This window comes from Methylocystis rosea (assembly GCF_003855495.1).
Classification (GTDB): domain Bacteria; phylum Pseudomonadota; class Alphaproteobacteria; order Rhizobiales; family Beijerinckiaceae; genus Methylocystis; species Methylocystis rosea_A.
This window is the reverse complement of sequence record NZ_CP034086.1, coordinates 629,183-654,179: the sequence shown is the minus strand read 5'-3', so window position 1 is coordinate 654,179 and position 24,997 is coordinate 629,183. Positions and strand designations below refer to the sequence as shown.

Here is a 24,997-nt window from a genome sequence, read left to right as displayed (position 1 = left end):
GCATGAAGACGAGGGGGACGCCCGTCCCCCTTGCCTTTTCTCGCGCCGCCCCGCATACCGCGCCGCAACGCGCAATCGAAAAACCGGGACGGATATGGGGTTCAAATGTGGCATCGTCGGCCTGCCCAACGTCGGCAAGTCGACCCTCTTCAACGCCCTCACGCAGACCGCCGCGGCGCAGGCCGCGAACTATCCTTTCTGCACGATCGAGCCCAATGTCGGCGAAGTCGCCGTTCCGGACCCGAGGCTTGAGGAACTGGCCAGGATCGCCGGCTCCAAAGAGATCATTCCGACGCGCCTGACCTTTGTCGACATCGCCGGGCTCGTGCGCGGCGCCTCCAAGGGCGAAGGGCTCGGCAACCAGTTTCTGGCCAATATCCGCGAATGCGACGCGATCGCTCATGTCGTGCGCTGTTTCGAGGACGGCGACGTGACCCATGTCGAAGGCGGCGTCGATCCGATCCGCGACATCGAGACGATCGAGACCGAGCTGATGCTCGCCGATCTCGATAGCCTCGAAAAGCGCGTCGTCGCCATGGAGAAAAAAGCCAAGGGCGGCGACAAGGAGGCGAAGGAACTCGCCGATCTGATGAACCGCTGCCTTGTCCTGCTGCGCGAGGGCAAGCCCGCCCGTCTCGCCAAGGTGAGCGCGGAGGAGCGCGTCGCCTTCGCGGGTCTCGGGCTGCTCTCGTCGAAGCCCGTGCTTTACGTCTGCAACGTCGAAGAGGCGTCGGCGTCCGAAGGCAACGCCCAATCAGCGAAAGTCGCTGTGCGCGCCGCCGAGGAAGACGCGGCCGCGGTGGTCGTTTCGGCGAAGATCGAAAGCGAGATCGCCGTGCTGCCCGCCGCCGAGCAGAAGGACTATCTCGAAGCCGTCGGCCTCACCGAGCCCGGGCTTAATCGCGTCATCCGCGCCGGCTACGACCTCCTGCATCTCATCACTTATTTCACCGTCGGCCCGAAGGAGGCGCGCGCCTGGACCATCGAGAAAGGCGTGCGCGCGCCGGCGGCGGCAGGCGTGATCCATACCGATTTTGAGAAGGGCTTCATCCGCGCCGAAACGATCGCTTATGGCGATTACATTTCAAACAAGGGCGAGGCGGGGGCGCGCGACGCGGGGCGCTTAAGGCTGGAAGGCAAGGAATATGTCGTCGCCGACGGCGACGTCATGCATTTCAGGTTTAATACGTAAATCCGCAGCGACTCCCCTCTCCCGCAAGCGGGAGAGGTTGGCCCGGCCAAAGGGCGTCTGTAAAGACGCCCGTCGCTAACGACGGGCTTTTGGCCGGGTCGGGTGAGGGCGTCGCAATTTCCTGAACGCCGTTGCCCTCATCCGTCGCGCCTTCGCGCGACACCTTCTCCCGCTTGCGGGAGAAGGTGAAACTCAGCCTTACGCTAACCAGCCTTACCCCTTCGACAGATTATCGATCCGCTTGTTCAGCTCGTCGAGCTGGCGCTTCAGGTCGGCGACGTCGCCGCCTTCCTTGCGAACGCCGCCATTCTCCTGCTCGTCGAGCGAGGGCGCCGTGGTCATCATGCCTTCCGTCGGCACGCCGAAGGGATTGAACATGGTCAGCGCCTGACGGAACACGGCCATGTTCTTGCGCGCCTGCTCTTCGAGCGACTGGAACGCCGCCCGCGTTGGCTCGGCGAACGGAGCCCCCCCGACGCCGAGCGCCGAGGCGAATTGATCCCGGAATCTTTGCTGTTCCTTCGTCAGCTTGTCGATCGAGAATTCGAGATAGCTTGGCACCAGCATCTGCATCGAGTCGCCGTAGAAGCGGATGAGCTGGCGCAGGAAGGCGATCGGCAGCAGGCTCTGGCCTTCCTTGCCCTCCTGCTCGAAGATGATCTGGGCCAGAACCGGGCGGGTGATGTCATCGCCGGTTTTTGCATCGCACACGACGAAATCCTCGCCGCGCTTCACCATCCCGGCAAGGTCCTCCAGCGTCACATAGGTGCTCGTTCCGGTGTCATAGAGCCGACGATTGGCGTATTTCTTGATCGTTGTGGGTTTTTTCTCAGTCGCCATACGCCTGACATGCTCCCCTCGCCCCACGGCCGCCACCCGCCTAAAAACAGCCGTCTAGCGTTAGACGATACGCGCAAATTGGCGCCTGCGGCAATATTTTCATGCCGAAAGCCTTTCGCTACCGCTCGATTCCGTGCAAAACGGGCCGCGCTTGCCCACCGCAAGCGCGAAAGGACCAACACTTCGCCCCCTGGCCGGCTAAGGCGGTCGGGCGGTTGGACTATTTTTGCAAGGAGATCGACAGATGACCGATATCGTGATCGTTTCCGCGGCGCGCACCGCCGTCGGATCGTTCAACGGAGCCTTTGGAGCGGTTCCGGCCCACGAGCTCGGCGCCGTCGCCATCAAGGCCGCTCTCGAGCGCGCCAACGTCCAGCCCAATGAGGTGAACGAAGTCATTCTCGGGCAGGTGCTCGACTCCGCGCAGGGCCAGAATCCGGCGCGTCAGGCGGCGATCAAGGCCGGCGTTCCGGACAGCGCCACCGCCTTCGGGATCAATCAGGTCTGCGGCTCCGGGCTGCGCGCCGTGGCGCTCGCCGCCCAGCAGATTCAGGCGGGCGACGCCAGCATCATCGTCGCCGGCGGTCAGGAGTCGATGTCGCTCGCGCCGCATGCGTCGCAGCTGCGCACCGGAACGAAAATGGGCGACGTCAAATTCGTCGACACCATGATCATCGACGGGCTCACCGACGCCTTCAACAATTATCACATGGGCGTCACCGCCGAGAACGTCGCCCGGCAGTGGCAGATCACCCGCGAGCAGCAGGACGAATTCGCCGTCAAGTCGCAGAACAAGGCCGAGGCCGCGCAGAAGGCCGGCAAGTTCAAGGACGAGATCATCCCCTATACGATCTCGACCAAGAAGGGCGACGTCGTTATCGACGCCGACGAATATATCAAGCATGGCGTGACCATGGAGGGCGTCGGCAAGCTGCGCCCGGCCTTCGCCAAGGACGGCACGGTGACGGCGGCGAACGCCTCAGGCCTCAACGACGGCGCCGCGGCGCTCATCGTGATGAGCGCCGAAGAGGCCAAGAAGCGCGGCCTGACGCCGCTGGCGCGCATCGCCTCCTGGGCGACCGCCGGCGTCGATCCGTCGCTGATGGGCTCCGGGCCGATCCCCGCGTCGCGCAAAGCGCTGGAGAAGGCCGGCTGGAAGGTCGCCGACCTCGATCTCATCGAGGCGAACGAAGCCTTCGCGGCGCAGGCGCTCGCGGTCAACAAGGACATGGGCTGGGATCCGGCGATCGTGAACGTCAACGGCGGCGCGATCGCCATCGGCCATCCGATCGGCGCCTCCGGCGCGCGCGTGCTCACCACGCTCCTGCACGAGATGGCGCGTCGCGGCTCCAAGAAGGGCCTCGCGACGCTCTGCATCGGCGGCGGCATGGGCATCGCGCTGACGGTCGAACGGTAATCCGGGGCAGTCGGCAATAAGCAATAGGCAGTCGGGTTGCGATACTCTCCGACTGCATGCTCACAACCGCCGACTGCCGTTTCAAACGATCAACAATTCTGGAGGAGACTCTTTAGATGGCAAGAACTGCAGTTGTGACAGGCGGCACGCGCGGCATCGGCGAAGCGATTTCCAAGGCGCTGAAGGCGGCGGGCTACACTGTCGCGGCGACTTACGCCGGCAATGACGAAGCCGCCAATAAGTTCAAGGCCGAGACGGGCATTCCGGTCTTCAAGTTCGACGTTTCCGATTACGACGCCTGCGCCGCCGGAATCGCGCAGATCGAGAAAGAGATCGGCCCGGTCGATATTCTCGTCAACAACGCCGGCATCACCAAGGACCGTCTGTTCCACAAGATGGAGCTTGCCCAGTGGCAGGCGGTGATCAACACCAATCTGAACTCGCTGTTCAACGTCACGCGCCCGGTCATCAACGGCATGCGCGATCGCGGCTTCGGCCGTATCATCGTCATCTCGTCGATCAACGGCCAGAAGGGCCAGGCCGGCCAGACCAACTATTCCGCCTCCAAGGCCGGCGACATCGGCTTCGTGAAGGCGCTCGCGCAGGAGAGCGCGTCTAAGGGCATCACCGTCAACGCCATCGCGCCGGGCTATATCGCCACCGAAATGGTGAAGGCCGTTCCGCAGGACGTGCTCGACAAGCACATCATCCCCTATATCGCCGTCGGCCGCCTCGGCGAGCCGGAAGAAATCGCGCGCGCCGTCGTGTTCCTCGCCGCCGATGACGCCGGCTTCATCACCGGCTCGACGCTGACGATCAACGGCGGCCAGTATCTGCACTGAGCGGACGCTGTTTCCGATAGAGAGTGGCCGGCGATTACCGCGCCGGCCATTTTTCCGCCTCGAAAGCGGAGCGCTATTCCGCGCATAGCGAGATGGCCATGAGCGTAGAGGACGATCGACTTCGACCGACGCGTCTCGCGCCCGAGCTGCGATTGCGCGAGATTGTCTCGCCCGCACGCCGCCTTCAGCCTTTGCCCGCGAACTCCGGGGCGCAGCACGCGTCCAGTCCGATAAAATTCATCTCTCAGCGCGGCGGATATGTCGCGCTGATTTTGAACGCCGCTTTTTTTGCCTACATCTCCTACTGGCTCTATCAGAACATCGAATTCGCCGATCTGTCGCAGGAGCTGAAGCAGATCCCCTTAAGCGCGGTTCTGACGGCGATGACGATGAATGTGTTCGTCTTGCTGTTCTATGGGTCACGCCTGTCGACGCTGCTTGGCGGCGGACTCTCGTCCGGTTTTCTGATCGCCACGATGGGATTCACCTTCAACAGTTTAGTTCCGTTCAGGGCTGGCGAAGGCGTGAAAATCTATTTTGGACATTCCTACTATAATTATGCGATCGGCGGCATCAGCGCCGCAGTCCTGCTGGAAAAACTCTACGACGTTACAGCGATCGTCCTTTTGTCATTACTCATCCTTGCGAACTCAGATTCGCGCATCATCGATCCGCGCCTGTTGACCGCAGCCGCCGTGTTCATTTCAATTGTTTTTTGCGGCATGTTCGTCTTCCGGCGAAAAGTCGTCGTCTGGCGCCTTCCGGATTGGCGCATCGTGAACGCCTTGCGTCTCGACGCATTTTTCAAACAGGCAGGCGGATTGGTCGCTAATCATCGCGCGGTGAGAACGGCGTTCTTCACGGCCTCGATATGGACGACAAACGTCTGCCTGGTCTACGTCGCCTTCAGAACGCTGCTGCCTGAAATCGATTTCACCCTCATCCACGCGATGACATTATTGATGATCGGCGCGCTCGCGGTCGCCGTTCCCGCAAGCCCCGCCGGCCTGGGGCTGTTCGAGGCCGGCATCGTCGCCTATCTCGTCAACGGCTACGGCCTCCAGAAGGAACGCGCCATTTCCGCGGCCTTGGCGTATCACTTCTCAATCACCGCGCCCCATACGCTCATCATCGTCGGTTTTCTTGGAATTGCATGTTTCAGATGGTTGAAAGAACGCTTGCGGCCTGAGGGCGCTGCGCAAGATTCCGCTTCGACGCTCAGCTGAAGGAATTTCCCGCGTGCGCCGCCGCACGGAATGCGGGCGGCGCCTCTTCTACAACGCGCTCATCGAGACATCGAACATCGAGCGCAAGACAATGAACCGCCGCACTTCCAAGATCACCCAATTCGTTTTCGCCGCCGCCCTCATCGGAGTCGCCGCTTCGGCGCCGCAGGCCGCCGCCGCGCGCGAATTCGTTCATTATCACTCCGAGCTCGATCCCGGCTCCATCGTCGTCAGTGAGCACGAGCGCAAGCTCTATCTGATCGTCGATCAGGACGACGCCATCGCCTACAAAGTCGCGGTGCCGAAGGCGGGCAAGGAATGGAGCGGCGTCGTGCAGATCAACGGCAAATTCGTCGCGCCCGACTGGACGCCGCCGGAAGATGTGAAACACGATCATCCGGAACTGCCGGAGGTGATTCCCGGCGGCGCGTCGAATAACCCGATGGGCGCCCGCGCCATGACGCTCAGCGAGGGTCAGGTCGCGATCCACGGCACTACGCAGAAGATGCGCAAGTCGATCGGCTCGGCCGCCTCCTACGGCTGCATCCGCATGCTGAACGAGGACGTCGTCGATCTTTACGACCGCGTCGCCGTGGGCGCGACCGTGGTGGTGGAGCCGTGATACCAACAGGCGTCGCAGCAATGGTCGACGTTGTCATCGTATGATTTGAACGCGCGATTGTTCGGCGCCGGCCGCCTGGGCGAGTTGCTGCTCGAGTTCGGCGATCCGCGCTGTGAGCGGCGCCGTCATCGCGCGCACTTCGTCGAGCGTGTAGCGCTCGACGATGTGTTGCGGACAGTTCCAGTCGAACCCCTCGACCTTGATCAGGAAGCCGCGTTCGACTCGGGCGCGGTAATCCGGGGGTTCGAGCAGAGACAAGGTCGCGTCATCGTCGAGACCGACGACCTTCGCGCGCCCGAAGAGCTTCAGCCGCGTCTTGTTTGGATAGTCCATGAAGAACAGCGACACGCGATCGTCGTTCGCGAGGTTGCCGAGACTGATGTATTGCCGGTTGCCGCGGAAATCCGCAAAGCCGATCGTGGTCTCGTCCAGCACGCGCACGAATCCCGTCGGACCTCCGCGATGCTGGATGTAAGGCCAGCCGGTCTCGCCCATCGTCGCCATGTAGAACGAATTTCGCGCGGCGATGAATTGAGCCTCCGCTTGGCCGAGCAGATGGTTTCTGGTCTCCGGCGCGCCTTCCATGCGCGCGTATGCGCTGCGGCTGCCAAATTTCTCCTGCGCCTTCTTCACCGTCGGGGTAAAGGCGATCTCGGCGTAACGATGCGGCATAGCGTCCTCCTGCGGGCCTGCGCCCGCGCCTTAAAGGCCGAGATCGGACAGACCCGGATGATCTGCAGGCCGCGGGCCTTGCGGCCAACGGAATTTCCGCTCGCTCTCCTGGATCGGTTGATCGTTGATGCTCGCGAAGCGCCGTCGCATCAGACCGCGCTCGTCGAACTCCCAATTCTCATTGCCATGGCTGCGGAACCAGTCGCCGCCGTCATCACACGACTCGTAAACGAAACGCACCGCGATCCGGTTCTCGGCAAACGCCCAAAGTTCCTTGATCAAGCGATATTCGAGCTCGCGCGCCCATTTGCGCTTCAGGAACGCCACGATCTCCGCCCGTCCCACCGGGAACTCCGCGCGATTGCGCCAGCGGCTGTCCTCGGTGTAGGCGAGGGACACGCGCTCCGGGTCGCGCGTGTTCCAGGCGTCTTCGGCCATTCGGACTTTCTGTACGGCGGTTTCGCGTGTGAACGGCGGCAGCGGCGGACGAGCGCCGACGGGTTGAGTCACCTCGACCATTTGGATTCTCCTGTCTGGATTGAGGAAATCCGGCGCAGACTCCGCCGCGCCGGAACCGAGTAAGTCAGGCGGCTTTGTTCAGCTCGATTTCCGGGAAGTCGATCTCGATCTGGGTCGCCTTGCCCAGCAAATTGGTGAAGATGTTCATCGCGACATGCGTGATGATCTCGACGATCTCGCCATCCGAATGACCGGCCGCGCGCACGGCGTCGAATTCGGCCTTGCTCACCTGTCCGGCATGTTCGACGAGCGCGCGGGCGAATGCGAGCGCGGCTTCCGCCTTGGCGTCCGACGAACGGCCCGTGCGGTTCGCCAGCATCTCCTGACTGTCGAGGCCGGCCTTGCGGCCGATGGCCGTGTGCGCAGAGACGCAGTACTGGCAGGCGTTCTGTTCGGCGACGGCCAGCGCGATACGTTCCCGCGTTTTCGGGTCGAGATAACCCGCGCCGGCGATCCCGTGGATGCCGAGGAACGCGTTCAGCGCCGCCGGGGAATTGGCCAGAACGCGGATGAAGTTGGGGACCGCGCCAAGGCTGGCCTGGACGGCGTCCAGCAATTTCTTGGCTTCGCCAGTGGCGGATTTCGGGTCGATGACGGCAATTCGAGCCATAGGGTCAATCCTTGTTTCGTTGACGGCGCGGCGCGCCTCGGCGCCGCTCCTCCAGACAATGGTTGGTTATTTTTCTTGTAAGAATATCTGACGTATGGAATTCATTATTCCGATTAGAGGAATAAAATGGATCGTCTTCACGAACTCGAGGTGTTTGTCGCCGTCGCCGACGCCGGCAGCTTCGCGAAAGCGGGAATGCGCTTGCGCCTGTCTCCTCCTGCAGTGACCCGGGCGATCTCCGCGCTCGAAGACCGCCTCGGCGCCCGTGTCTTCAACCGCACGACCCGCAGCCTAACGATCACGGATGTCGGTCAGCGCTTCCTGGAAAGCGCACGGCGTATCCTGACCGACCTCGATTACGCCGAACACGAAGCCGTCGGCGAAACGGCGGTTCCGAACGGCCATCTTACGCTCACGGCCTCGGTGACTTTTGGTCGGACGGCCCTCGCGCCGGTGGTGTGCGCCTTTCTTAGCCAACATTCGCGAATAACCGTGTCGGTGCTGTTGCTCGATCGCATCGCGAATCTCGTGGAAGAAGCGATCGATCTCGCCGTCCGCATTGGTCCCTTGCCGGATTCAAATCTGGTCGCGAAAAAGATCGGAACCGTTCGAAGGATATTGGTCGCGAATCCGGAATATCTCGCGCGGCGCGGCGTGCCGCAGACTCCAGCCGATCTGCGTCACCACTCGATGATTGCGTTCACTGGCCTTATGCCGAACAGGGAGTGGCGCTTTCTCGACGGCAAAAAAGGCAACAGCGTTTCCTTTGTTCCGCGGCTCGAGATCAATGACGCGGCTGCATCCATCGCCGCGGCGGAAATGGGAGATGGGATCACCGTGGCGCTGTCGTACATGGTCGCCGAACAGATTCGCGACGGCCGACTCGCGTCTATTCTCGACAATTTCACGCCGCCGCCCGTCCCAGTTCACCTTGTCTATCCTCAGAGCCGCTTGGTTTCCTCCAAACTGAGAGCTTTCATCGACTTCGCATCGCCGCGCCTTCGCGCCACGCTGGATAGCCTCGGCCTTCCCGAAACTAAAGCCAATGGCCATCAAGCTGAGGGGCTTTAGGCATAAGCGTCTGATGATTTGTTCATCTGGCTGGGAGTGTATTGTGGAACTCATCATTATATGCCGCCTCACGCCGAACGGTCGGCGGCTGATCGCCGCTACTCTTCCGGCAGCGGAATGAACTCCGCGTCGCCCGGCACCGAAGGGAACTTCCCTTCCCGCCAGTCGCGCTTCGCCTGTTCGATCCGCTCCTTGCTGGAAGAGACGAGATTCCACCAGACGAAGCGGCGTCCGTCGACCGGCGCGCCGCCAAGCAGCATCATCCGCGCATCGGAAAGCGCGCGGATCGTGATCGCGGCGCCGGGGCTGAAGATCAGCAGCTGCGGCTCATCGAAACGTTCGCCGGCGATCTCGATGGCGCCCTCGACGAGATAAAGCGCGCGCTGCTCATAATCGGCGTCGAGCGGCGCCGAGGCGCCGGCCGAGAGGCGCAGCTCAACATAGAACCAATCCGACAGCGTCTCCACCGGCGACCTCGCCCCGAACGCCGCGCCGGCAATGACGCGCGCGAACACGCCTTCATCCTCAACGATGGGAAGAACGTTCGCGCTAAAATGCTGGAAGCTCGGCGCGGTTTCTTCATGCGCCAGCGGCAAGGCCAGCCAGCTTTGCACGCCGAGCATCTGCTGTCCCGCCGCGCGCGGTCCCGGCGGCGTGCGCTCGGAATGAACGATGCCGCGCCCGGCAGTCATCAAATTCATCGCGCCAGGCGCGATCTCCCGCACGTTGGCTAAACTGTCGCGATGCAGAATGCGCCCGTCGAAAAGATAGGTGACGGTCGCCAGGCCAATATGGGGATGCGGACGCACGTCTATGCCCTGCCCCGGCGCGAATTGAACCGGGCCGAAATGATCGCAAAAGATGAACGGCCCGACCATTTGGCGCCTGTCGTCGGGCAAGGCGCGCCTGACGCTGAAGCCGCCGAGATCGCGCGCGCGCGGCGTAATTCGCAGTTCAATCGTCTTCGCCGCCGTCTCGGCGCCGCCGGGGATGGACATGCTGAGCCTCTTCTCGCGCATAAGGGGTGTTGCGCCACTAGCTATGTCCGCCGGTCGACGGATCAAGCGCCCCTATCACGCGCTGCGGCGCTTGCCCTTCATGACGCATCCGACGTTCGCCGCCTGTCGCACCCGCTTGCTGTTGGCGCAACGCGGCAGCGGATTGGCGTCGAGACTCTGCGCCTGCGGCGCAGAGGTCGACGCGCCCTTTAAGCCGCCAGCGCTCGAATAGAGACTGAACGACATGGCCAGAGCGGCGACCACCAGGAATATGAACATTCGCATCTCATCACTCCCCTTTTGATCATGAGAAACGCAGTCACGACCCTCATCCAAAGTGCGTTGGTTTACTGTGCTCTCGCGCACAAGCGAGCGCCGGCCGCACTTGACGGCGCGAATAAACGGGCATATGCACATATCATGACTTCGTTAGATCAAGCCGACGTCAAGCTCTGCGCGCAAAACTGCGCGGCCGCAAATATCCGCCGCGCCAGCCGCGCCATCACGCGGCTCTACGGGCAGTTTATGGCGACCACGGGTCTGGAGCCGACGCAATATTCGCTGCTCGTCGCCTGCTCTCTCACCGGAGGCGCGACGGTCAGCAAACTGGCCGAATATTTCGCGCTTGATCGCAGCGCGCTCGCACGAAACCTAGCGGTTTTGGAGAAGCGTGGTCTTGTGAAGGTGAAGCATGGCGACGACCGCCGCACGCGCAAGATTGCGCTGACGCCGTTCGGCGAGGCGACGCTCGCCAACGCCCTGCCGCATTGGCGCGAGGCGCAGAATGCAGTGGAGTCGAAATTCGGCGCCGAACGCCTGCAAAAGCTTCTCTCCGAACTGCGCGTCCTGACGGAGGCGACCTCGCCAGTCTAAGCTGATCGGCGCCGAGACTGTCGCCGCGCTAAAAGGGGTATATGCAATGATGGTAGATCGCAGCCTCTCCTTCGCACGTGACCCCGCAGACCTCGATACGAACGTCCTACGCGACATTGCTCTTGAGGCCGGCGCTGACGACGTCGGGTTTGTCTCGCTCGACGATCCGGCGCTTGACGATCAGCGGGGCGACATCCTCGCAGCCTTTCCCTTCGCGCGCACGCTCATCTCCTTCGTCCTCCGCATGAACCGCGAGAACATCCGCAGTCCCGCGCGATCCGTCGCCAATCTCGAATTCCACCATGCAGCCGATGATTGCGACGAAGTCGCGCGCACGATTGCCCACTCCCTCGAAGCGCGCGGCGTGCGCGCCGCCTATCCGTCAATGGGCTTTCCGATGGAGGCGTCACGGTGGCCGCGCAAGATGTGGATCATCGCGCACAAGCCCGTCGCCGTCGCCGCGGGTCTCGGACGCATGGGAGTCCATCGCAATGTCATCCATCCGAAGTTCGGCAATTTCATTCTGCTTGGCACGGTCGTCGTCGACATCGAGCTAGAGGCGCGCGCCACGCCGCTCGACTTCAACCCATGCTTCGAGTGCAAGCTCTGCGTCGCCGCTTGTCCGACGGGCGCGATTGCGCCGGACGGACATTTCGACTTCGGCGCCTGCTACACGCATAATTATCGCGAGTTCATGGGCGGTTTCGGCGAGTGGGCGGAGACGATCGCGGATGCAAAAAGCGCGCGCGCCTATCGCGCAAAGGTCAGCGACGCCGAGACCGTCTCAATGTGGCAGAGCCTCGCCTTCGGTCCGAACTACAAGGCGGCCTATTGCATGGCCGTCTGCCCGGCGGGCGCGGATGTGATCGGCGCCTATCAGGCGGACAAGAAGCGCTATCTTCAGGAGATCGTCGATCCGCTGCAGAAGAAAGCCGAGACGGTCTACGTCGTGGCTGACTCCGACGCCGAAGTTTATGTGGGGCGCCGGTTTCCTGCCAAGACGCCGAAACGCGTGGGCTCGACGCCACGGCCCGTGACGATCGAGGGCTTCCTCTCCGGCTTGCGGCTATTCTTCCAGCGCGGCAAGTCGACCGGTCTCGACGCGGTCTACCACTTCGTCTTCACCGGCGCGGACCGTCGCAGCGCCACCATCGTCATCGCCAACAAAACGCTCAGCGTCGACGACGGGCTTGTCGGCGACTCGCGACTGCTCGTGACCGCCGACTCCGAAACCTGGCTGCGCTTCGTGCGCAAGGAGACGAGCCTCGTCTGGGCGCTGCTAAGCGGCAAGATCCGGCTGCGCGGCGATCCGCGCCTGCTGCTGGCCTTCGGGCGCTGCTTTCCAGGCTGACCCGACTACTATCCCGCGTTCGCCTTCGCCGTATGCGCGGCGACGATGTCGCGCGCCTGCTTGCCGACGACTTCCGCGAGATGGTCGAAGCGCGCTTGATAAAAGCCCGCGCCGGCGGTCGCGGAGCGCAGTTCGACGATGAGATTGTCCATCTCCGCCTCGGGAATCAGAGTTTCGAGCTTGTCCCAGCCTTCCCAACCCTCGCGCGGGCCAAATCCCATGATCTGGCCGCGCCGCGCCGAGACGATACCGGTGGCGCGCGACATCGCGTCGCTCGGCACGAAAATGTCGACCGCGAGCACCGGCTCCAGCAGGATCGGCTCAGCCTTTTCCAGAGCTTCGCTCATGCCGATGCGCGCCGCCGTGCGGAACGCCATGTCGGAAGAATCGACGGAATGATACGAGCCGTCGGTCAGCACCGCCTCGACGTCGACCACCGGAAAGCCTAACGGGCCGTGCAGCAAGGCGTCCTGACAGCCGGCCTCGACGGACGAGAAATATTGCCTGGGCACGGAGCCGCCGTGCACGCGCTCGCTGAAGGCGAATCCTTCGCCGCGGCCGCGTGGCGCGATCTCCATCACCACGTCGCCGAACTGGCCATGTCCGCCCGACTGCTTCTTGTGGCGGCCGCGGACGGTGACCTTATGGCGGATCGTTTCGCGATAGGCGACCGTCGGCTTTGAGCAGTCGACCGCGACGTTGAAGCGCGAGGCGAGGCGTTCGAGCGCGACGCGCAAATGCATCTCTCCCTGGCCGAAGAGCTTGATCTGCGACAGCTCCTGGTCATGGACAAAGACAAGCGAAGGATCCTCTTCGATGAGCTTCGTCATCGCCGCGGCGAGGCGCATCTCGTCCTTGCGGTCCTTCACATTAAGCGCCAGGGCGTGCACCGGATCGGGAGCTTGCGCGCGCGTCTTTTGCAAATCCGCCGCGCCAGCGCGCGCGTCGGCGACGATCGTGTCGCCGGTCTGCGCATGGTCGAGACGCCCGAGAGCGACGACGTCTCCGGTCTTCGCCTCCGTCGTCTTGCTGGTCGCCGCGCCCATCAAATGCGACATGCCTGAAATGCGATCCTCCCCCTGCGGCGAAGCGACGGTCTGGCCGTCCGCGAGGGCGCCGCGCAGCACGCGCGCAACCGATATCTTTCCGCCGTGCGGCGTGTGGATCGTGCGGAAGATGCGGGCCAGCGCGGGGCCGCTCTCGCCGACGCCAAGCCGCACGCGGGTCGCTTCGATTCCCGGCGCCTCGTGACGCATCGCTTTCAACAGCCGCGTCACCCCGGCGCCCCGTTCGGCCGAGCCGATGAACAAAGGCACGACCAGTCCGGCGCGCAACTCCTTGGTGAGATCGTCGAAAATCTGATCGCGCGGCGGCTCGATGTCGGAAATCAGCTCCTCCATCAGCGCGTCGTCATAGTCGGCGAGCCGCTCCAGCATCGAGTAGCGGGCTTCCTTCTCGGTCGCGACGTCGCCCCCGGAAATGTCCACGACTTCCGACGGCGCATGTTCGCGATAGACATAGGCGCGCTCCAGCGCAAGATCGATGAAGCCGACCGCGACGCCATTGTTCCAGATCGGAACCTGGCGCAGCAGCAGCGGCGTGCGCGAAGCCTGCTGCAGAATGCTGAGCGCCTCGCGCACATCGATCGTCGCGGCGTCGATCTTGTTCAGGAAAATGAAATGCGGCACGCCGAGCTCTTCGAGCTGGCGCAAAATTAGCTGCAGCGCCGGTATCTTGCGGGGGTCGGCCTCGCAGACGACGACGGCGGCGTCGACCGCCGGCAGGATATTGCGCGAGTCATGGGCGAATTCGACGGAGCCCGGCAGATCGACGAATGTGTAGCGGTCGCCCATATAGTCGACCGTCGCGACATTGGATTCGACGCTCATCTGATGGGCGCGGGCTTCCGGACTGGAGTCGCCGACGCTGGCGCCTGCAGCGACGGGGCCCTGCCGCGGAATCGCGCCGGCGTGGGCCAGAATAGCCTCGAGAAGTGTGGTCTTGCCGCATTGAAAAGGGCCCGCCAGCGCAATCAGCCGGGGGCCCTGGGCTCTCGCCTCGTGAGAATGCGCTCCTTGGGACGACGCTTGGGACAACATCTGGCCCATCACTCCCTCCTTATCGTCGGAGCCTGGTTTTGGCCGGCCCCGTTAGCTCATGGTTTCACCATGCGGCCGCCAGCGCAAGACGCCGTCGCTCGCCCGGCGCTTTCACGCTCGCCGAAAGCGCGATAGAAGGCGCAACCCATACGACAACGGAGCTATTATGCGCCCCAGTAAACGCGCGCCCGACGAGATGCGCCAGGTGAGTTTCGAGCGAGGCGTCGCCCGCTACGCCGAGGGCTCCTGCCTCGTAAAATTCGGCAATACGCAGGTGCTCTGCGCGGCGTCGCTCGAGGACAAGCCGCCGCCGTGGCTGCGCGGCCAGGGCCGAGGCTGGGTCACGGCGGAATATTCCATGCTGCCGCGCGCCACCCACACGCGCACGCGTCGCGAGGCCGCCGCCGGGAGGCTCTCGGGCCGCACGCAGGAAATCCAGCGTCTCATCGGCCGCTCGCTGCGCGCCGTCACCAATCTGCCAGCGCTTGGCGAGCGGCAGATCGTCGTCGACTGCGACGTCATCCAGGCGGATGGCGGCACGCGCACGGCGTCGATCACCGGCGCCTGGCTGGCGCTGCATGATTGCCTTGATTGGATGCGTTCGCGCTCCATCGTCAAGGAAAGCCCGCTGCGCGATCATGTCGCCGCGGTGTCCTGCGGCATCTTCAACGCAACCCCGGTGATCGACCTCGATTACGCCGAGGATTCGACCGCGGCGACCGACGCCAATTTCGTTCTCACCGGCTCGGGCGGCCTCGTTGAAATTCAGGCGACGGCCGAAGTCGCGGTGTTTTCCCAAGATGAATTGTCGGCCATGCTGGCGCTCGCCCAGCAAGGGGTTGCGGACCTCGTCGCTCTGCAGAAAGCGGCGCTCGCGTGAGCGATCCCCTCCGCGTCAGCAGCAGGGCGATCTGATTTTGAAGAGACGGCGCGGCTCAAGCTGCATGGGAAGCTCGTCCCGCGCCGCGCGCCCCGCATCGATCGCCCCACGCGTTACTTTGAGTGTACCGCTTACGCCGGCGACGGCGGATTGATCGGCTGAGGATCAGTTTCCAACAGCGCATAAAGCAAATGGTCGCGCCACTGGCCGTTGATGTTGAGATAGGAGCGCGCATAGCCCTCTTGCTTGAAGCCGACGCGCTCCAACAGCCGCTTGGAAGGCTCGTTCGTCGGCAAGCAGGCCGCCTCGATGCGATGGAAGCCGCGCTTCTCGAAAGCATAGGCGCAAGCGGCGCGAGCGGCGCGGGTCATGTGGCCCTTGCCTGCATAGGGTTCGCCCATCCAATAGCCGAGCGTCGCCGCCTGCGACACGCCCCGCCGGACATGACCGAAGGAGAGGCCGCCCATCAGCGCGTCGTCCTCCTCACGGAAGATGAAGAAGGAATAGGCCTCGTCGCGCGCCATTTCCTCGGCGTGGCGGCGCACGCGATAGCGGAAGCTCGCCCGTGTGAGATCGTCGATCGGCCAGAGCGGCTCCCAGGGCGTCAGGAAGGAGCGGCTTTTTTCGCGCAGTTCGGCCCACTCCATATAATCGCGCATTTCGGACGCGCGCAGATAGAGACCGTCGCCTCTAATCGGCAGGTCGCGCCGTCCGATTACGCTGAAGATCGCCATCGTTCTCCTTGCCAGACCTTGTCAGTTCTTCGCCGCGCGCGCGTGCGATGAAATAAATTCGGCGACTCGCGCGCCATCATTTTCAAGAATCGTGAATCGTTCCGGCGCGTCAAGTCGGGCCGCAATATTTTCAGGCGGCTGCGGACGCAGTCCGATGGCGCGTTCAATGGCGTCTGGAAACTTTGCCGGATGCGCCGTCGAAAGCGCGATGACGGGCGTCGCCGGATCTTTCGCAAGCCGCGCGCGCGCCGCGGTGACGCCGGTCGCCGTATGCGGATCGAGCACATAGCCGGTCTCGCGCCAGGTGCGGCGAATCTCCTCCGTCGTCTCGGTTTCGCCGACAGACTCGGCATCGAATTCGGCCCGAATGGCGGCGAGCGCCGCAGCAGGAATCTCAAAGGCGCCGGATTGATCGAGCGAGGCGAAAGCGGCGCGGACCACCGCCGAATCCCGCCCGCTTGCGTCGAATAACAAGCGTTCGAAATTGGATGAAACCTGAATGTCCATCGACGGCGACTGAGTCGGCGTGACGCCCCGCGGCTCGTAACGCCCGCTTGCAAGCGCGCGCGCAAGAATGTCGTTGGCGTTGGTCGCGACGACCAGTCTCTCGATCGGCAGACCCATCCGCTTGGCGACATAGCCGGCGAGCACGTCGCCGAAATTGCCTGTCGGCACGGCGAAGGAAATATGCCGATGCGGCGCGCCTAGCGCCACGGCGCTCGTGAAATAATAGACGGTCTGCGCGACGACGCGCGCCCAGTTGATCGAATTGACGCCGGCGAGTCCGACGCGCGTGCGAAAGTCGGCGGCGCGAAACAGCCGTTTCAATATCGCTTGCGCGTCGTCGAACGAACCCTGCAGGGCGATCGTATGAACATTGGCGTCGTCGACCGTGGTCATTTGCTTGCGCTGCACGTCGGAAACCCGGCCGTGCGGAAACAGAATGAAAACGTCGACGCGGTCCAGACCCTTGAACGCCTCGATCGCCGCGGCGCCCGTATCGCCGGACGTCGCGCCGACGATGGTGGCGCGCAGATTTCGCTCTTCGAGCACATGATTCATCATGCGCCCGAGGAGCTGCATCGCCAGATCCTTGAAGGCGAGCGTCGGCCCGTGAAAAAGTTCGAGAACGAAGAGATTGTCGGCGATCTGCGTCAGCGGCGCGATCGCGCGATGACGAAACCCGCTATAGGCGCTCTCTGTCTGCGCCCGCAAAACCTCACGCGAAAACGTCTCGCTGAGATAAGGCGCGATCACTTTCGCCGTCGCTTCGGCATAGGGCCGGCCCGCGAGCCCGGCGATCTCGGAAGGGGCGAGACGCGGATAGGCGAGCGGCGTGTAGAGCCCGCCGTCGGTCGCGAGACCGGCAAGCAGCACGTCGTCAAAGCCAAGCTGCGCGGCCTCGCCGCGGGTTGAGAGATAGCGCAACCGTCGATCCATGGATGGAAGAGCGCGCGCCGCGCGCGCGCGTGTCACTGCGCTTTTCATAGCATATTCGACAGCGCTGCAAGCCCGAGGTCGCTAGATGCGCTCATGCGCGAGAACGCCGCGTGCGTAAATCCCAAAAACGACGAGCAGCGCGAGCGACAAACTGAACCAGGTCACGGCGTAGGAGAAATGATTATTGACGATCGATGGAACGCCCCCTATCGGGCGCGGCCAATCCGGCCCCGCCGCAGGAACCGCGTCGAGGACGAGCGCGAAAGGCGCGGCGTCGGCTAAGCCGAGAGCGCCGGCGATCGCCGCGGGATCGCGCGCATAGAAGACGCCCTTTTCGGGCTGGTCGGCGGGCGTGAAGGGGTTGCGGCGCTCCGGCGCGCGCAGCAATCCGACGAGCGTCACTTCGCCGGGAGGGGCGGCGCGTATGGCGGCGTCGACGGCTTTTGAGGCGGGGAGGAATCCCCGATCGACGAGCACGAGGCCGCCGCCCGTCAGCGCGAAAGGCGTGACCAGCCAATAGCCCGGCTCTCGGCTCGCGCCCTCCGGCGGCGCGGCAAAGACCAGCGCGTCACGGCCGCGGATAAAACGACCCGTCGCGCGCACATGCATGAAGTCGTAATCTTCAGCGCGAAGGCTCGCCCATCGGTCAGGCGGCGGCTGCGGCTGCGGCGACTGTGTGGAGCGCTGTTCGACGCGCGCGATCAGCGCCTCTTTCTCGCCGAGCCGCCGCACCTGCCAAAACCCCAAACTGACCAGCAGCGCAAAGAGCAGCGTCGTCACAACCGCCGGCCCCAGAAGCGCGCGGACGGCGGCGCTCACGACTGATGGCGGCTTTCTTCAGCCTTGTTGAAATATTGCAGAGCGATCAGCAGGCCCTTCATCGGCCGAAGCAGCCCGACGCAGAGAATGGCCGACAGGGGCACGAGGATCGCGGCATGCACCCAATAGGACGGCTGATATGTCACCTCGACATACCACAGCACCGCGATCGCGACGAAGCCGACGACGGTCATGACCATGATCGCCGGACCGTCGCCCGCGTCGGCAAAGGAGAAATCGAGCCCGCAAACCTCGCAGGCCGGCGCGACGGTCAGCAGGCCGCGGATCATGTGGCCCTTGCCGCAGCGCGGACATCTGCCGAGGATTCCGTCGACATAGAGCGAAACGGGCGGATAGACGTGCTCTTGTGACATGTTGGTCCTCCAACGAAAACGGTCACGGGCGCGCCCGTGACCGTCCAATGTTCAAATTAGCGCAGGCGCGCCTATTCCATGGTCCCGCCCCAGTTCCCCCACACGTAAATGCTGGCGAACAGAAACAACCAGACGACGTCGACGAAGTGCCAGTACCAGGCGGCGAATTCGAAGCCCAAATGCTGGTCCGGCGTGAAGGCGCCCTTGAAGACGCGCAGCAGGCACACGATGAGGAAGATCGTGCCGACGATCACGTGGAAACCGTGAAATCCGGTCGCCATGAAAAAAGTCGAGCCGTAATTCGTCGCCGCCGGCTTCGCCGGGTCGAAAGCGAAGGCGAAAGGCGCGTGGAGATATTCATAGGCCTGAATCGCGGTGAACAGCAGGCCGAGCGCGATCGTCGCGATCAAGCCCTTCTTCAACACCCCGCGATTGTTTTCCAGAAGGCCATGATGGGCCCAGGTCAGAGTCGCGCCGGAGCTGAGCAGAATGAGCGTATTGAGGAGCGGCAGTTTCCAGGGGCTCAGCACTTCGACGCCCTTGGGCGGCCAGATGCCCTGGAACAATTCGGTGCGCAGGACCTGCGCCGCATCGGCCGGGAAAAGCGCCGAATTGAAGAACGCCCAGAACCAGGCGACGAAGAACATCACCTCCGAGAAGATGAACAGGATCATGCCGTAGCGATGATGCAGCCGCACGACCGGCGAGTGGAATCCGCCGACGCTCGCTTCGTGAATGATGTCGCTCCACCACGCGTACATCACCAGCAGAATGCCGCCCAGGCCGACAAAGAACATGGTGCCGCCGAAGGTCATGCCGCCGATCGGCGCGCCTTTGTGCTGCGCCATCCACATGACCGCGCCGATCGCCGTGATGAGCGCGGCGAACGCGCCCACAATCGGCCACGGACTCGGATCGACCAGATGATAGTCGTGTTCGGGTTTCGCGTGTCCGTCCGCCATCTTGCTCTTCCTTGTCATCGGCCGGCGGTACCGGCCAGTCCCCTAGTTTGCCGCGCGGTCAAGTCGCGCGGCGCCGTCAACCCTTCGGCTTTGCGATCGCCGTCTCGCTGGTCTTCGCCGCAGCGGAATCCTTAATGGCGAAGAACGTGTAGGAAAGCGTGATCTCGCGAACGCCGCGCATGCCTTCTTCACGCTCGAGAGCGGGATCGAGATAGAAAACCACCGGCCATTCCTCGGCCTCGTGCGGTCCGAGCCGCTTCTCCTCGAAGCAGAAGCAGGCGACCTTGACGAAGAAGGCGCCGGCCTGGCCGGGCGTGACATTGTAGGCCGCCTGGCCGCTGGTCTCGCGATCAGAAAGATTGGCGACCTTGTAATAGACGGTCTTCGTCTCGCCGGTGCGCAAGGAGATCTTGGCGACCTCGGGCTCGAAGCGCCAAGGAAGATCGCGGGCGACGTTGGCGTCGAAGCGCACGGTGAGCACGCGTTCGCCCGGGGACGGCGCGCCGGCGAGATCGGTCCTCGGCGTGCCGCCAAAGCCGGTCGCCGCGCAAAAGGCGCGGTAAAGCGGAGCCGAAGCGAAAGACAGGCCGAGCATCGCCGCCGTGCCCACGACCAGCGCCGCCGCGATCATCTGCGGGCGTTTGCGTGAACGAGGCGCCGGCGCGTTCATCATCAGATCGTCCGGTTGACGATGGCCGCGCCAAACTTCACCAGCGTGACGGCGTAGAACAGCACGGCGAGCAGCGCGATCGTGACGCCGATCGCGACGTTGCGCGCGCGACGGCTACGCGCCTGCTCTTCGGTCAGCACGACCCCCGGCCGCTCGAATAGACTGGCGCGCTCTTTCATCTTGTCTCCTGCATCGACCATTTCGTTCACCATTCGCTTGGCCGCCTAGATCAGCGCGAAAATATGCGCGGTCTGCTCGACGACGAGGACCAGGAACAGCAGGAATAGATAGAGGATGGAGAACAAAAACATCCGGCGGGCGGCCAGACGCGCCGCATCGCCTTCGCGCCGCCTGAAGACCAGCGCCGCGACAGCGACGAGCGCGATCCCGCAGCCGATCGAGACGAGGCCGTAAGCGAGCGAAGCGAAGCCCAACAGCCATGGCGCGACGCCAAGCGGCGCGAGCGCCACCGCATAGATCAGGATTTCGAGACGCGTGCGGTCTTCGCCGGCGACATTGGGCAGCATCGGCACGCCGGCGCGGGCGTAGTCCTCGCTTCTCAGCAAGGCGAGCGACCAGAAGTGCGGCGGCGTCCACATGAAGATGATCGCAAAAAGCACGACGCTGGCAAGATTGATCTCGCCTGTCGCGGCGGCAAAACCGACCATCGGCGGAAGCGCGCCGGCGGCGCCGCCGATGACGATGTTCATCGGCGTCCAGCGCTTCAGCAACATCGTATAGATCACGACATAGAAGAAGATGGTGAAGGCGAGCAGCGCGGCGGCGAACCAGTTCGCGACATAGCCGAGCGTAAAGACCGATAGCGTCGCCAGCACGAGACCAAAGCCAAGCGCCGCCTCGGGATCGAGCCGGCCGGCCGGTATCGGGCGCTTGCGCGTGCGCGTCATCAACGCGTCGACGTCGGCGTCGTACCACATGTTGAGCGCGCCGGAGGCGCCGGCGCCTCCGGCGATCGCCAGGAGCGAGGCAAAGCCGATCAGCGGATGCGGCGGCGTCGGCGCGAGCAACAGGCCGGCGAGCGCTGTGAACACCACAAGCGACATTACGCGCGGCTTGAGAAGCGCGAAATAGTCCGACGGCGACGCGACCGAGATGCGCGGAGCCTGTTCGTCATGCAGATAGGATGCGTCGCTCATGGCGTTTCACTCAAAACCTTGGCCGCCGAGGCGGGCGCAGAGAGCCGCGTCATGCTCGCCGGCGCCGGCTTGCAGCGTCGGCGCGAGTTCCCTCGCGCCGTCGCGTCGTTTCGTTACCGCGTCGTCCCGGTGATGCGCGGCAGAACCTGGAACTGATGGAACGGCGGCGGCGAAGACAGAGTCCATTCCAGCGTCGTTGCGCCCACGCCCCAGGGATTGGCGCCGGCCAGCCGCTTCTTCATGAAGGCGTCAATGATCGCGTAAAACCAGACGATCAGCGAGAGCGTGACGAAGATCATGCCGGAGGACGACACCAGATTCCACAGCGCGTAAGCGTCCGGATAGTCGATGTAGCGGCGCGGCATCCCGCCCAATCCGAGGAAGTGCTGCGGGAAGAAGACGATGTTGACGCCTATGAACAGCAGCCAGAAGTTCGCCTTGGCCAGAGTCTCCGAATACATGTAGCCGGTCATTTTGGGGAACCAGTAATAGAATCCCGCATAGAGCGCGAAGACCGCGCCGAGCGACAACGTGTAGTGGAAGTGGGCGACGACATAGTAGCCCTCGTGGAACTGCTTGTCGGCGCTGGCGTTGGCGAGCACGACGCCGGTGATGCCGCCCATCGTGAACACGAAGATGAAGCCGATCGCCCAGACCATCGGCGCGCGGAACGATATCGACCCGCCCCACATCGTCGCGATCCAGGAGAAGATCTTGATGCCGGTCGGCACCGCGATCACCATGGTCGCCAGCGTGAAGTAGCGCTGCGCATTGAGCGACATGCCGACCGTATACATGTGGTGCGCCCACACGATGCTGCCGAGCACGCCGATGCTGACCATCGCATAGGCCATGCCGAGATAGCCGAACACCGGCTTTTTCGAGAAGGTCGACACGATCTGGCTGATGATGCCGAAGCCGGGAAGAATGACGATGTAGACTTCCGGATGGCCGAAGAACCACAGCAGATGCTGGAACAGCAGCGGATCGCCGCCGCCCGCCGGATCATAGAACATCGTGCCGAAGTTGCGGTCGGTGAGCAGCATCGTCACGCAGCCCGCAAGCACCGGCAGCACGAGCAGCAGCAGGAAGGCGGTCACGAGCATCGACCATACGAACAGCGGCATCTTGTGCAGCGTCATGCCGGGCGCGCGCATGTTGAAGATCGTCGTGATGAAGTTGATCGCGCCAAGGATCGACGAAGCGCCGGCAAGATGCAGCGCCAGGATCACGAAATCCATCGCCGGGCCGGGCGAGCCGGTGTTCGACGACAGCGGCGGATAGAAGGTCCAGCCGCCGCCAAAGCCCTTCATGCCCGGCGCGCCCTCGACGAACATCGAAATGACGGCAAGCACGAGCGAAGCGAAGAGCAGCCAGAATGAAATGTTGTTGAGGCGCGGGAACGCCATGTCCGGCGCGCCGATCATGATCGGCACGAACCAGTTGCCGAAGCCGCCGATGAGGATCGGCATGGCCATGAAGAAGATCATGAGCACGCCATGGACCGTGATGAACACGTTGTAGAGGTTCTTGCCCGCGTCCAGCGCCATCGACGGATCGGCGCCCTGGAGCGCTTCCGCAAGACCCGGAAAAATCTGCACGCCGGGATACGCCAGCTCGAGCCGCATGCCGAGCGACAGCAGGAAGCCGATGACGCCGCCAATCGAACCGAGGATGATGTAGAGCGTGCCGATGTCTTTGTGGTTGGTGGAGAAGAGGAAGCGGCGCAAACCCCTCGGATGATCATGCGCCCCGGCCATCGTCGAACTCGCCATCGTCATGTTCCTTAGAAAACTAGTGTGTTCCGTTGCGTCTCGTTTCAGCGGCTATTCAGTGGCTCTCGGCGGCGACCCGCACCCGCGAGTCGGCGCTGGCGAACTTCTGCTTCGCCTGGGCAAGCCACTCATTGTATTTCTCGCGGCTGACCGCGCGGATCACGATCGGCATATAGGCGTGATCCTTGCCGCAGATGAAGAAGCACTGGCCGTAGTAGACGCCTTCCTTCTCGATCTTGAACCATGTCTGATTCAAACGACCGGGGATCGCGTCCATGCGAACGCCGAATGACGGAACGCCGAACGCGTGGATGACGTCGTTCGACGTGATGTGCACGGCGATGACCTCATTGACCGGCACAACCGCCTCATTGTCGACGGACAGCAGACGAAGATCGCCGGGCTGGAGTTCGGATTCGGGCTTCAGCATCTGATCGAAGCCAAAGCCGCCGCCCTGATCCTCGGGATATTTGTAGGACCAATACCACTGGTTGCCGGTCACTTTAATCGTGACGGAAGCCTCAGGCACCTCAACTTGCTCCGCCAGCAGTCGCAGCGACGGAACGGAGATGAACAGAAGGATCAGAACCGGAATCAAGGTCCAGATGATTTCGAGCGGCGTATTGTGCGTCAGCTTCGAGGGAATGGGGTTCTTCTGCTCGTTGAAGCGATAGCTCACATAGACCAGCAAGCCCAAAACGAAGAGCGCGATGAACGAAATGATCGGCATCAGCACCATGTTGTAGAATTGCTGAGTCCCCAAGCCGACCGGCGTCACCATGTTCGGCAGGCCGAGGCCGCCCGGGGTGGGCTGCCCTTCAACTTGTGCGAGGGCGAAGCCGGCCAACAAAGTCGCGGGAATCGCCACGGCGGCCGCCAATGCGCCACGTGTGAGCATTCGTCGATTGACGTTAAACATTAAAGCCGCCTTTCGAACCCTTCGCCAGACAGTCATTGTTCTTTTTGTGATTTCCGCGCGCAGCCCGCCCAAAGCCCGCCCCGCTCGGTAGTCGGCCGGTTCAATCACAAACCGTCGGTTCGCGCAATTGTTGCAATGCCAGATTCGACAGACAAATCGTCGCGTCAAAGCGTTTGCCAAACAATGCGGCGCGAACGCCGTCGACCTTGACAGTTGAAGTCCATTTGATAGGCAACGACCTGTCGCGCTGGACGACCCGCGGCGATCGGCCCCTTTACCCTGCGTTACGAATGGAACGGCGACGGCGCCGTCAGCCAGGAGCCATCATGAAGCCCTTGCGCGCTGCGAAAACGCGTCGCCTGTTGCGACATCAGGTCGCGGCGGCGGCCTCATTGCTATTGCTCGGACTCAGCGCCGACGCGAGCCACGCGCAAGGCGGCCCCGCCAAGGCCAAATTCGGCGATTGGGAAATGCGTTGCGAAAAGCCCGCAGGCGCGGCGGCGGAACAATGCGCGCTGATCCAAAGCGTGGTCGCCGAGGATAAGAGCAACGTCAACCTCGTCGTCATCGTCTTGAAGACAAGCGACGGCAAGAGCCGTCTGCTGCGCGTGATCGCGCCGCTCGGCGTGCTCCTGCCCAACGGGCTCGGCTTGAAAATCGACCAAACCGACGTCGGCCGCGCCGGCTTCGTCAAATGTCTGCCGACGGGCTGCGTCGCCGAGGTGATGATGGACGACAAGCTCATCGATCAGCTGAAGAGCGGCAAGACCGCGACCTTCATCATTCACCAGGTTCCGGAAGAAGGCATAGGACTGCCGCTGACTCTGCAGGGATTCAAGGATGGATTCGCAAAGCTGCCGTAACGTTTGCTCGAAGCGCCCATTGGGCAAGCCCTCCAGAACTGCGCAAAGCCGCCTGGCCATTGCTGTTTCAGC

At 63.2% G+C, this 24,997-nt stretch carries 27 protein-coding genes; 10 read left to right on the top strand and 17 right to left on the bottom strand.

Annotated features, from left to right (window positions below):
- The first annotated feature begins 94 nt into the window (after positions 1-94).
- A complete protein-coding gene (gene ychF / locus EHO51_RS03040) occupies positions 95-1,192 on the top strand; it encodes a redox-regulated ATPase YchF (RefSeq protein ID WP_124737645.1) in 1,098 nt (365 codons plus the stop codon).
- 213 nt (positions 1,193-1,405) lie between these two features.
- Here the strand turns inward: ychF and phaR are convergent, their stop codons facing one another.
- Positions 1,406-2,032 (bottom strand): polyhydroxyalkanoate synthesis repressor PhaR, encoded by a 627-nt coding sequence (gene phaR / locus EHO51_RS03035; RefSeq protein ID WP_124737644.1) that lies wholly within the window; start codon positions 2,030-2,032, stop codon positions 1,406-1,408.
- 244 nt (positions 2,033-2,276) lie between these two features.
- Here phaR and EHO51_RS03030 point away from each other — a divergent pair, with 244 nt between their 5' ends.
- The 4 genes from EHO51_RS03030 to EHO51_RS03015 all read left to right on the top strand — a co-directional run bounded on the left by EHO51_RS03030 (position 2,277) and on the right by EHO51_RS03015 (position 6,139).
- Positions 2,277-3,449: an acetyl-CoA C-acetyltransferase gene (locus EHO51_RS03030; protein WP_124737643.1), complete on the top strand. Its 1,173-nt coding sequence runs from the start codon at positions 2,277-2,279 to the stop codon at positions 3,447-3,449.
- 116 nt (positions 3,450-3,565) lie between these two features.
- Positions 3,566-4,291 (top strand): acetoacetyl-CoA reductase, encoded by a 726-nt coding sequence (gene phbB, locus EHO51_RS03025; protein ID WP_026222828.1) that lies wholly within the window; start codon positions 3,566-3,568, stop codon positions 4,289-4,291.
- Between the two features lie 98 nt (positions 4,292-4,389).
- A complete protein-coding gene (locus EHO51_RS03020) occupies positions 4,390-5,517 on the top strand; it encodes a lysylphosphatidylglycerol synthase transmembrane domain-containing protein (protein WP_245434722.1) in 1,128 nt (375 codons plus the stop codon).
- 13 nt (positions 5,518-5,530) lie between these two features.
- Entirely contained in the window at positions 5,531-6,139 is a 609-nt protein-coding gene (locus EHO51_RS03015; RefSeq protein ID WP_124737641.1) for a L,D-transpeptidase, read from the top strand.
- A gap of 33 nt (positions 6,140-6,172) precedes the next feature.
- Here the strand turns inward: EHO51_RS03015 and EHO51_RS03010 are convergent, their stop codons facing one another.
- The 3 genes from EHO51_RS03010 to EHO51_RS03000 all read right to left on the bottom strand — a co-directional run bounded on the left by EHO51_RS03010 (position 6,173) and on the right by EHO51_RS03000 (position 7,940).
- A complete protein-coding gene (locus EHO51_RS03010; RefSeq protein ID WP_124737640.1) occupies positions 6,173-6,811 on the bottom strand; it encodes a pyridoxamine 5'-phosphate oxidase family protein in 639 nt (212 codons plus the stop codon).
- A gap of 30 nt (positions 6,812-6,841) precedes the next feature.
- Positions 6,842-7,330 (bottom strand): DUF1348 family protein, encoded by a 489-nt coding sequence (locus tag EHO51_RS03005; RefSeq protein WP_124737639.1) that lies wholly within the window; start codon positions 7,328-7,330, stop codon positions 6,842-6,844.
- A gap of 64 nt (positions 7,331-7,394) precedes the next feature.
- Entirely contained in the window at positions 7,395-7,940 is a 546-nt protein-coding gene (locus EHO51_RS03000; protein ID WP_124737638.1) for a carboxymuconolactone decarboxylase family protein, read from the bottom strand.
- Between the two features lie 126 nt (positions 7,941-8,066).
- Here EHO51_RS03000 and EHO51_RS02995 point away from each other — a divergent pair, with 126 nt between their 5' ends.
- On the top strand, positions 8,067-9,011 hold the full coding sequence (locus tag EHO51_RS02995; RefSeq protein ID WP_124737637.1) for a LysR family transcriptional regulator: 945 nt from the start codon (positions 8,067-8,069) through the stop codon (positions 9,009-9,011).
- Positions 9,012-9,109: 98 nt separating this feature from the next.
- Here the strand turns inward: EHO51_RS02995 and EHO51_RS02990 are convergent, their stop codons facing one another.
- On the bottom strand, positions 9,110-10,009 hold the full coding sequence (locus EHO51_RS02990) for a pirin family protein (protein ID WP_124737636.1): 900 nt from the start codon (positions 10,007-10,009) through the stop codon (positions 9,110-9,112).
- A gap of 75 nt (positions 10,010-10,084) precedes the next feature.
- The gene (locus EHO51_RS02985) at positions 10,085-10,288 is read right to left on the bottom strand and encodes a hypothetical protein (RefSeq protein ID WP_124737635.1); all 204 of its coding nucleotides are present in this window, start codon (positions 10,286-10,288) and stop codon (positions 10,085-10,087) included.
- 141 nt (positions 10,289-10,429) lie between these two features.
- Here EHO51_RS02985 and EHO51_RS02980 point away from each other — a divergent pair, with 141 nt between their 5' ends.
- Together EHO51_RS02980 and EHO51_RS02975 are read left to right on the top strand one after the other, a co-directional pair.
- Positions 10,430-10,882, top strand: a complete 453-nt coding sequence (locus EHO51_RS02980; RefSeq protein ID WP_124737634.1) for a MarR family winged helix-turn-helix transcriptional regulator — start codon at positions 10,430-10,432, stop codon at positions 10,880-10,882.
- A gap of 46 nt (positions 10,883-10,928) precedes the next feature.
- Positions 10,929-12,233 (top strand): SCP2 sterol-binding domain-containing protein, encoded by a 1,305-nt coding sequence (locus EHO51_RS02975; protein ID WP_245434721.1) that lies wholly within the window; start codon positions 10,929-10,931, stop codon positions 12,231-12,233.
- Between the two features lie 8 nt (positions 12,234-12,241).
- On the opposite strand, the gene EHO51_RS02970 is transcribed toward EHO51_RS02975, so the two are convergent.
- Positions 12,242-14,341 carry an elongation factor G gene (locus EHO51_RS02970; protein ID WP_124737633.1) on the bottom strand — a complete coding sequence of 700 codons (2,100 nt, stop codon included), beginning with the start codon at positions 14,339-14,341 and terminating at the stop codon, positions 12,242-12,244.
- Between the two features lie 157 nt (positions 14,342-14,498).
- Between EHO51_RS02970 and rph the strand changes: the two genes are divergently transcribed.
- The gene (gene rph / locus EHO51_RS02965; RefSeq protein WP_018407504.1) at positions 14,499-15,212 is read left to right on the top strand and encodes a ribonuclease PH; all 714 of its coding nucleotides are present in this window, start codon (positions 14,499-14,501) and stop codon (positions 15,210-15,212) included.
- 131 nt (positions 15,213-15,343) lie between these two features.
- Here rph and EHO51_RS02960 read toward each other — a convergent pair whose 3' ends face one another.
- The 10 genes from EHO51_RS02960 to coxB form a co-directional block, all read right to left on the bottom strand.
- Complete coding sequence (locus EHO51_RS02960; protein WP_014892534.1) at positions 15,344-15,946, bottom strand: GNAT family N-acetyltransferase; 603 nt, start codon at positions 15,944-15,946, stop codon at positions 15,344-15,346.
- 21 nt (positions 15,947-15,967) lie between these two features.
- Positions 15,968-17,374, bottom strand: coding sequence for a threonine synthase (gene thrC, locus EHO51_RS02955; RefSeq protein WP_124737632.1), 1,407 nt, complete (start codon positions 17,372-17,374; stop codon positions 15,968-15,970).
- A 93-nt stretch (positions 17,375-17,467) separates the two neighbouring features.
- On the bottom strand, positions 17,468-18,205 hold the full coding sequence (locus tag EHO51_RS02950; RefSeq protein ID WP_124737631.1) for an SURF1 family protein: 738 nt from the start codon (positions 18,203-18,205) through the stop codon (positions 17,468-17,470).
- Complete coding sequence (locus tag EHO51_RS02945) at positions 18,202-18,579, bottom strand: DUF983 domain-containing protein (protein WP_124737630.1); 378 nt, start codon at positions 18,577-18,579, stop codon at positions 18,202-18,204. Before EHO51_RS02945 ends, EHO51_RS02950 begins: the two co-directional genes overlap by 4 nt.
- A 71-nt stretch (positions 18,580-18,650) precedes the next feature.
- Complete coding sequence (locus EHO51_RS02940) at positions 18,651-19,541, bottom strand: cytochrome c oxidase subunit 3 (protein WP_124737629.1); 891 nt, start codon at positions 19,539-19,541, stop codon at positions 18,651-18,653.
- Positions 19,542-19,617: 76 nt separating this feature from the next.
- Complete coding sequence (locus EHO51_RS02935) at positions 19,618-20,214, bottom strand: cytochrome c oxidase assembly protein (RefSeq protein WP_124737628.1); 597 nt, start codon at positions 20,212-20,214, stop codon at positions 19,618-19,620.
- Complete coding sequence (locus EHO51_RS02930) at positions 20,214-20,423, bottom strand: CoxF (protein ID WP_205788993.1); 210 nt, start codon at positions 20,421-20,423, stop codon at positions 20,214-20,216. The genes EHO51_RS02935 and EHO51_RS02930 overlap by 1 nt, the downstream gene beginning before the upstream one ends.
- A gap of 12 nt (positions 20,424-20,435) precedes the next feature.
- Complete coding sequence (locus EHO51_RS02925; protein WP_124737627.1) at positions 20,436-21,368, bottom strand: heme o synthase; 933 nt, start codon at positions 21,366-21,368, stop codon at positions 20,436-20,438.
- 113 nt (positions 21,369-21,481) lie between these two features.
- Positions 21,482-23,143 carry a cytochrome c oxidase subunit I gene (gene ctaD / locus EHO51_RS02920; RefSeq protein WP_124737626.1) on the bottom strand — a complete coding sequence of 554 codons (1,662 nt, stop codon included), beginning with the start codon at positions 23,141-23,143 and terminating at the stop codon, positions 21,482-21,484.
- Between the two features lie 55 nt (positions 23,144-23,198).
- Complete coding sequence (coxB, locus tag EHO51_RS02915) at positions 23,199-24,062, bottom strand: cytochrome c oxidase subunit II (RefSeq protein ID WP_124737625.1); 864 nt, start codon at positions 24,060-24,062, stop codon at positions 23,199-23,201.
- A 326-nt stretch (positions 24,063-24,388) separates the two neighbouring features.
- Between coxB and EHO51_RS02910 the strand changes: the two genes are divergently transcribed.
- Positions 24,389-24,925, top strand: a complete 537-nt coding sequence (locus EHO51_RS02910; RefSeq protein WP_124737624.1) for an invasion associated locus B family protein — start codon at positions 24,389-24,391, stop codon at positions 24,923-24,925.
- Positions 24,926-24,997: the final 72 nt, after the last annotated feature.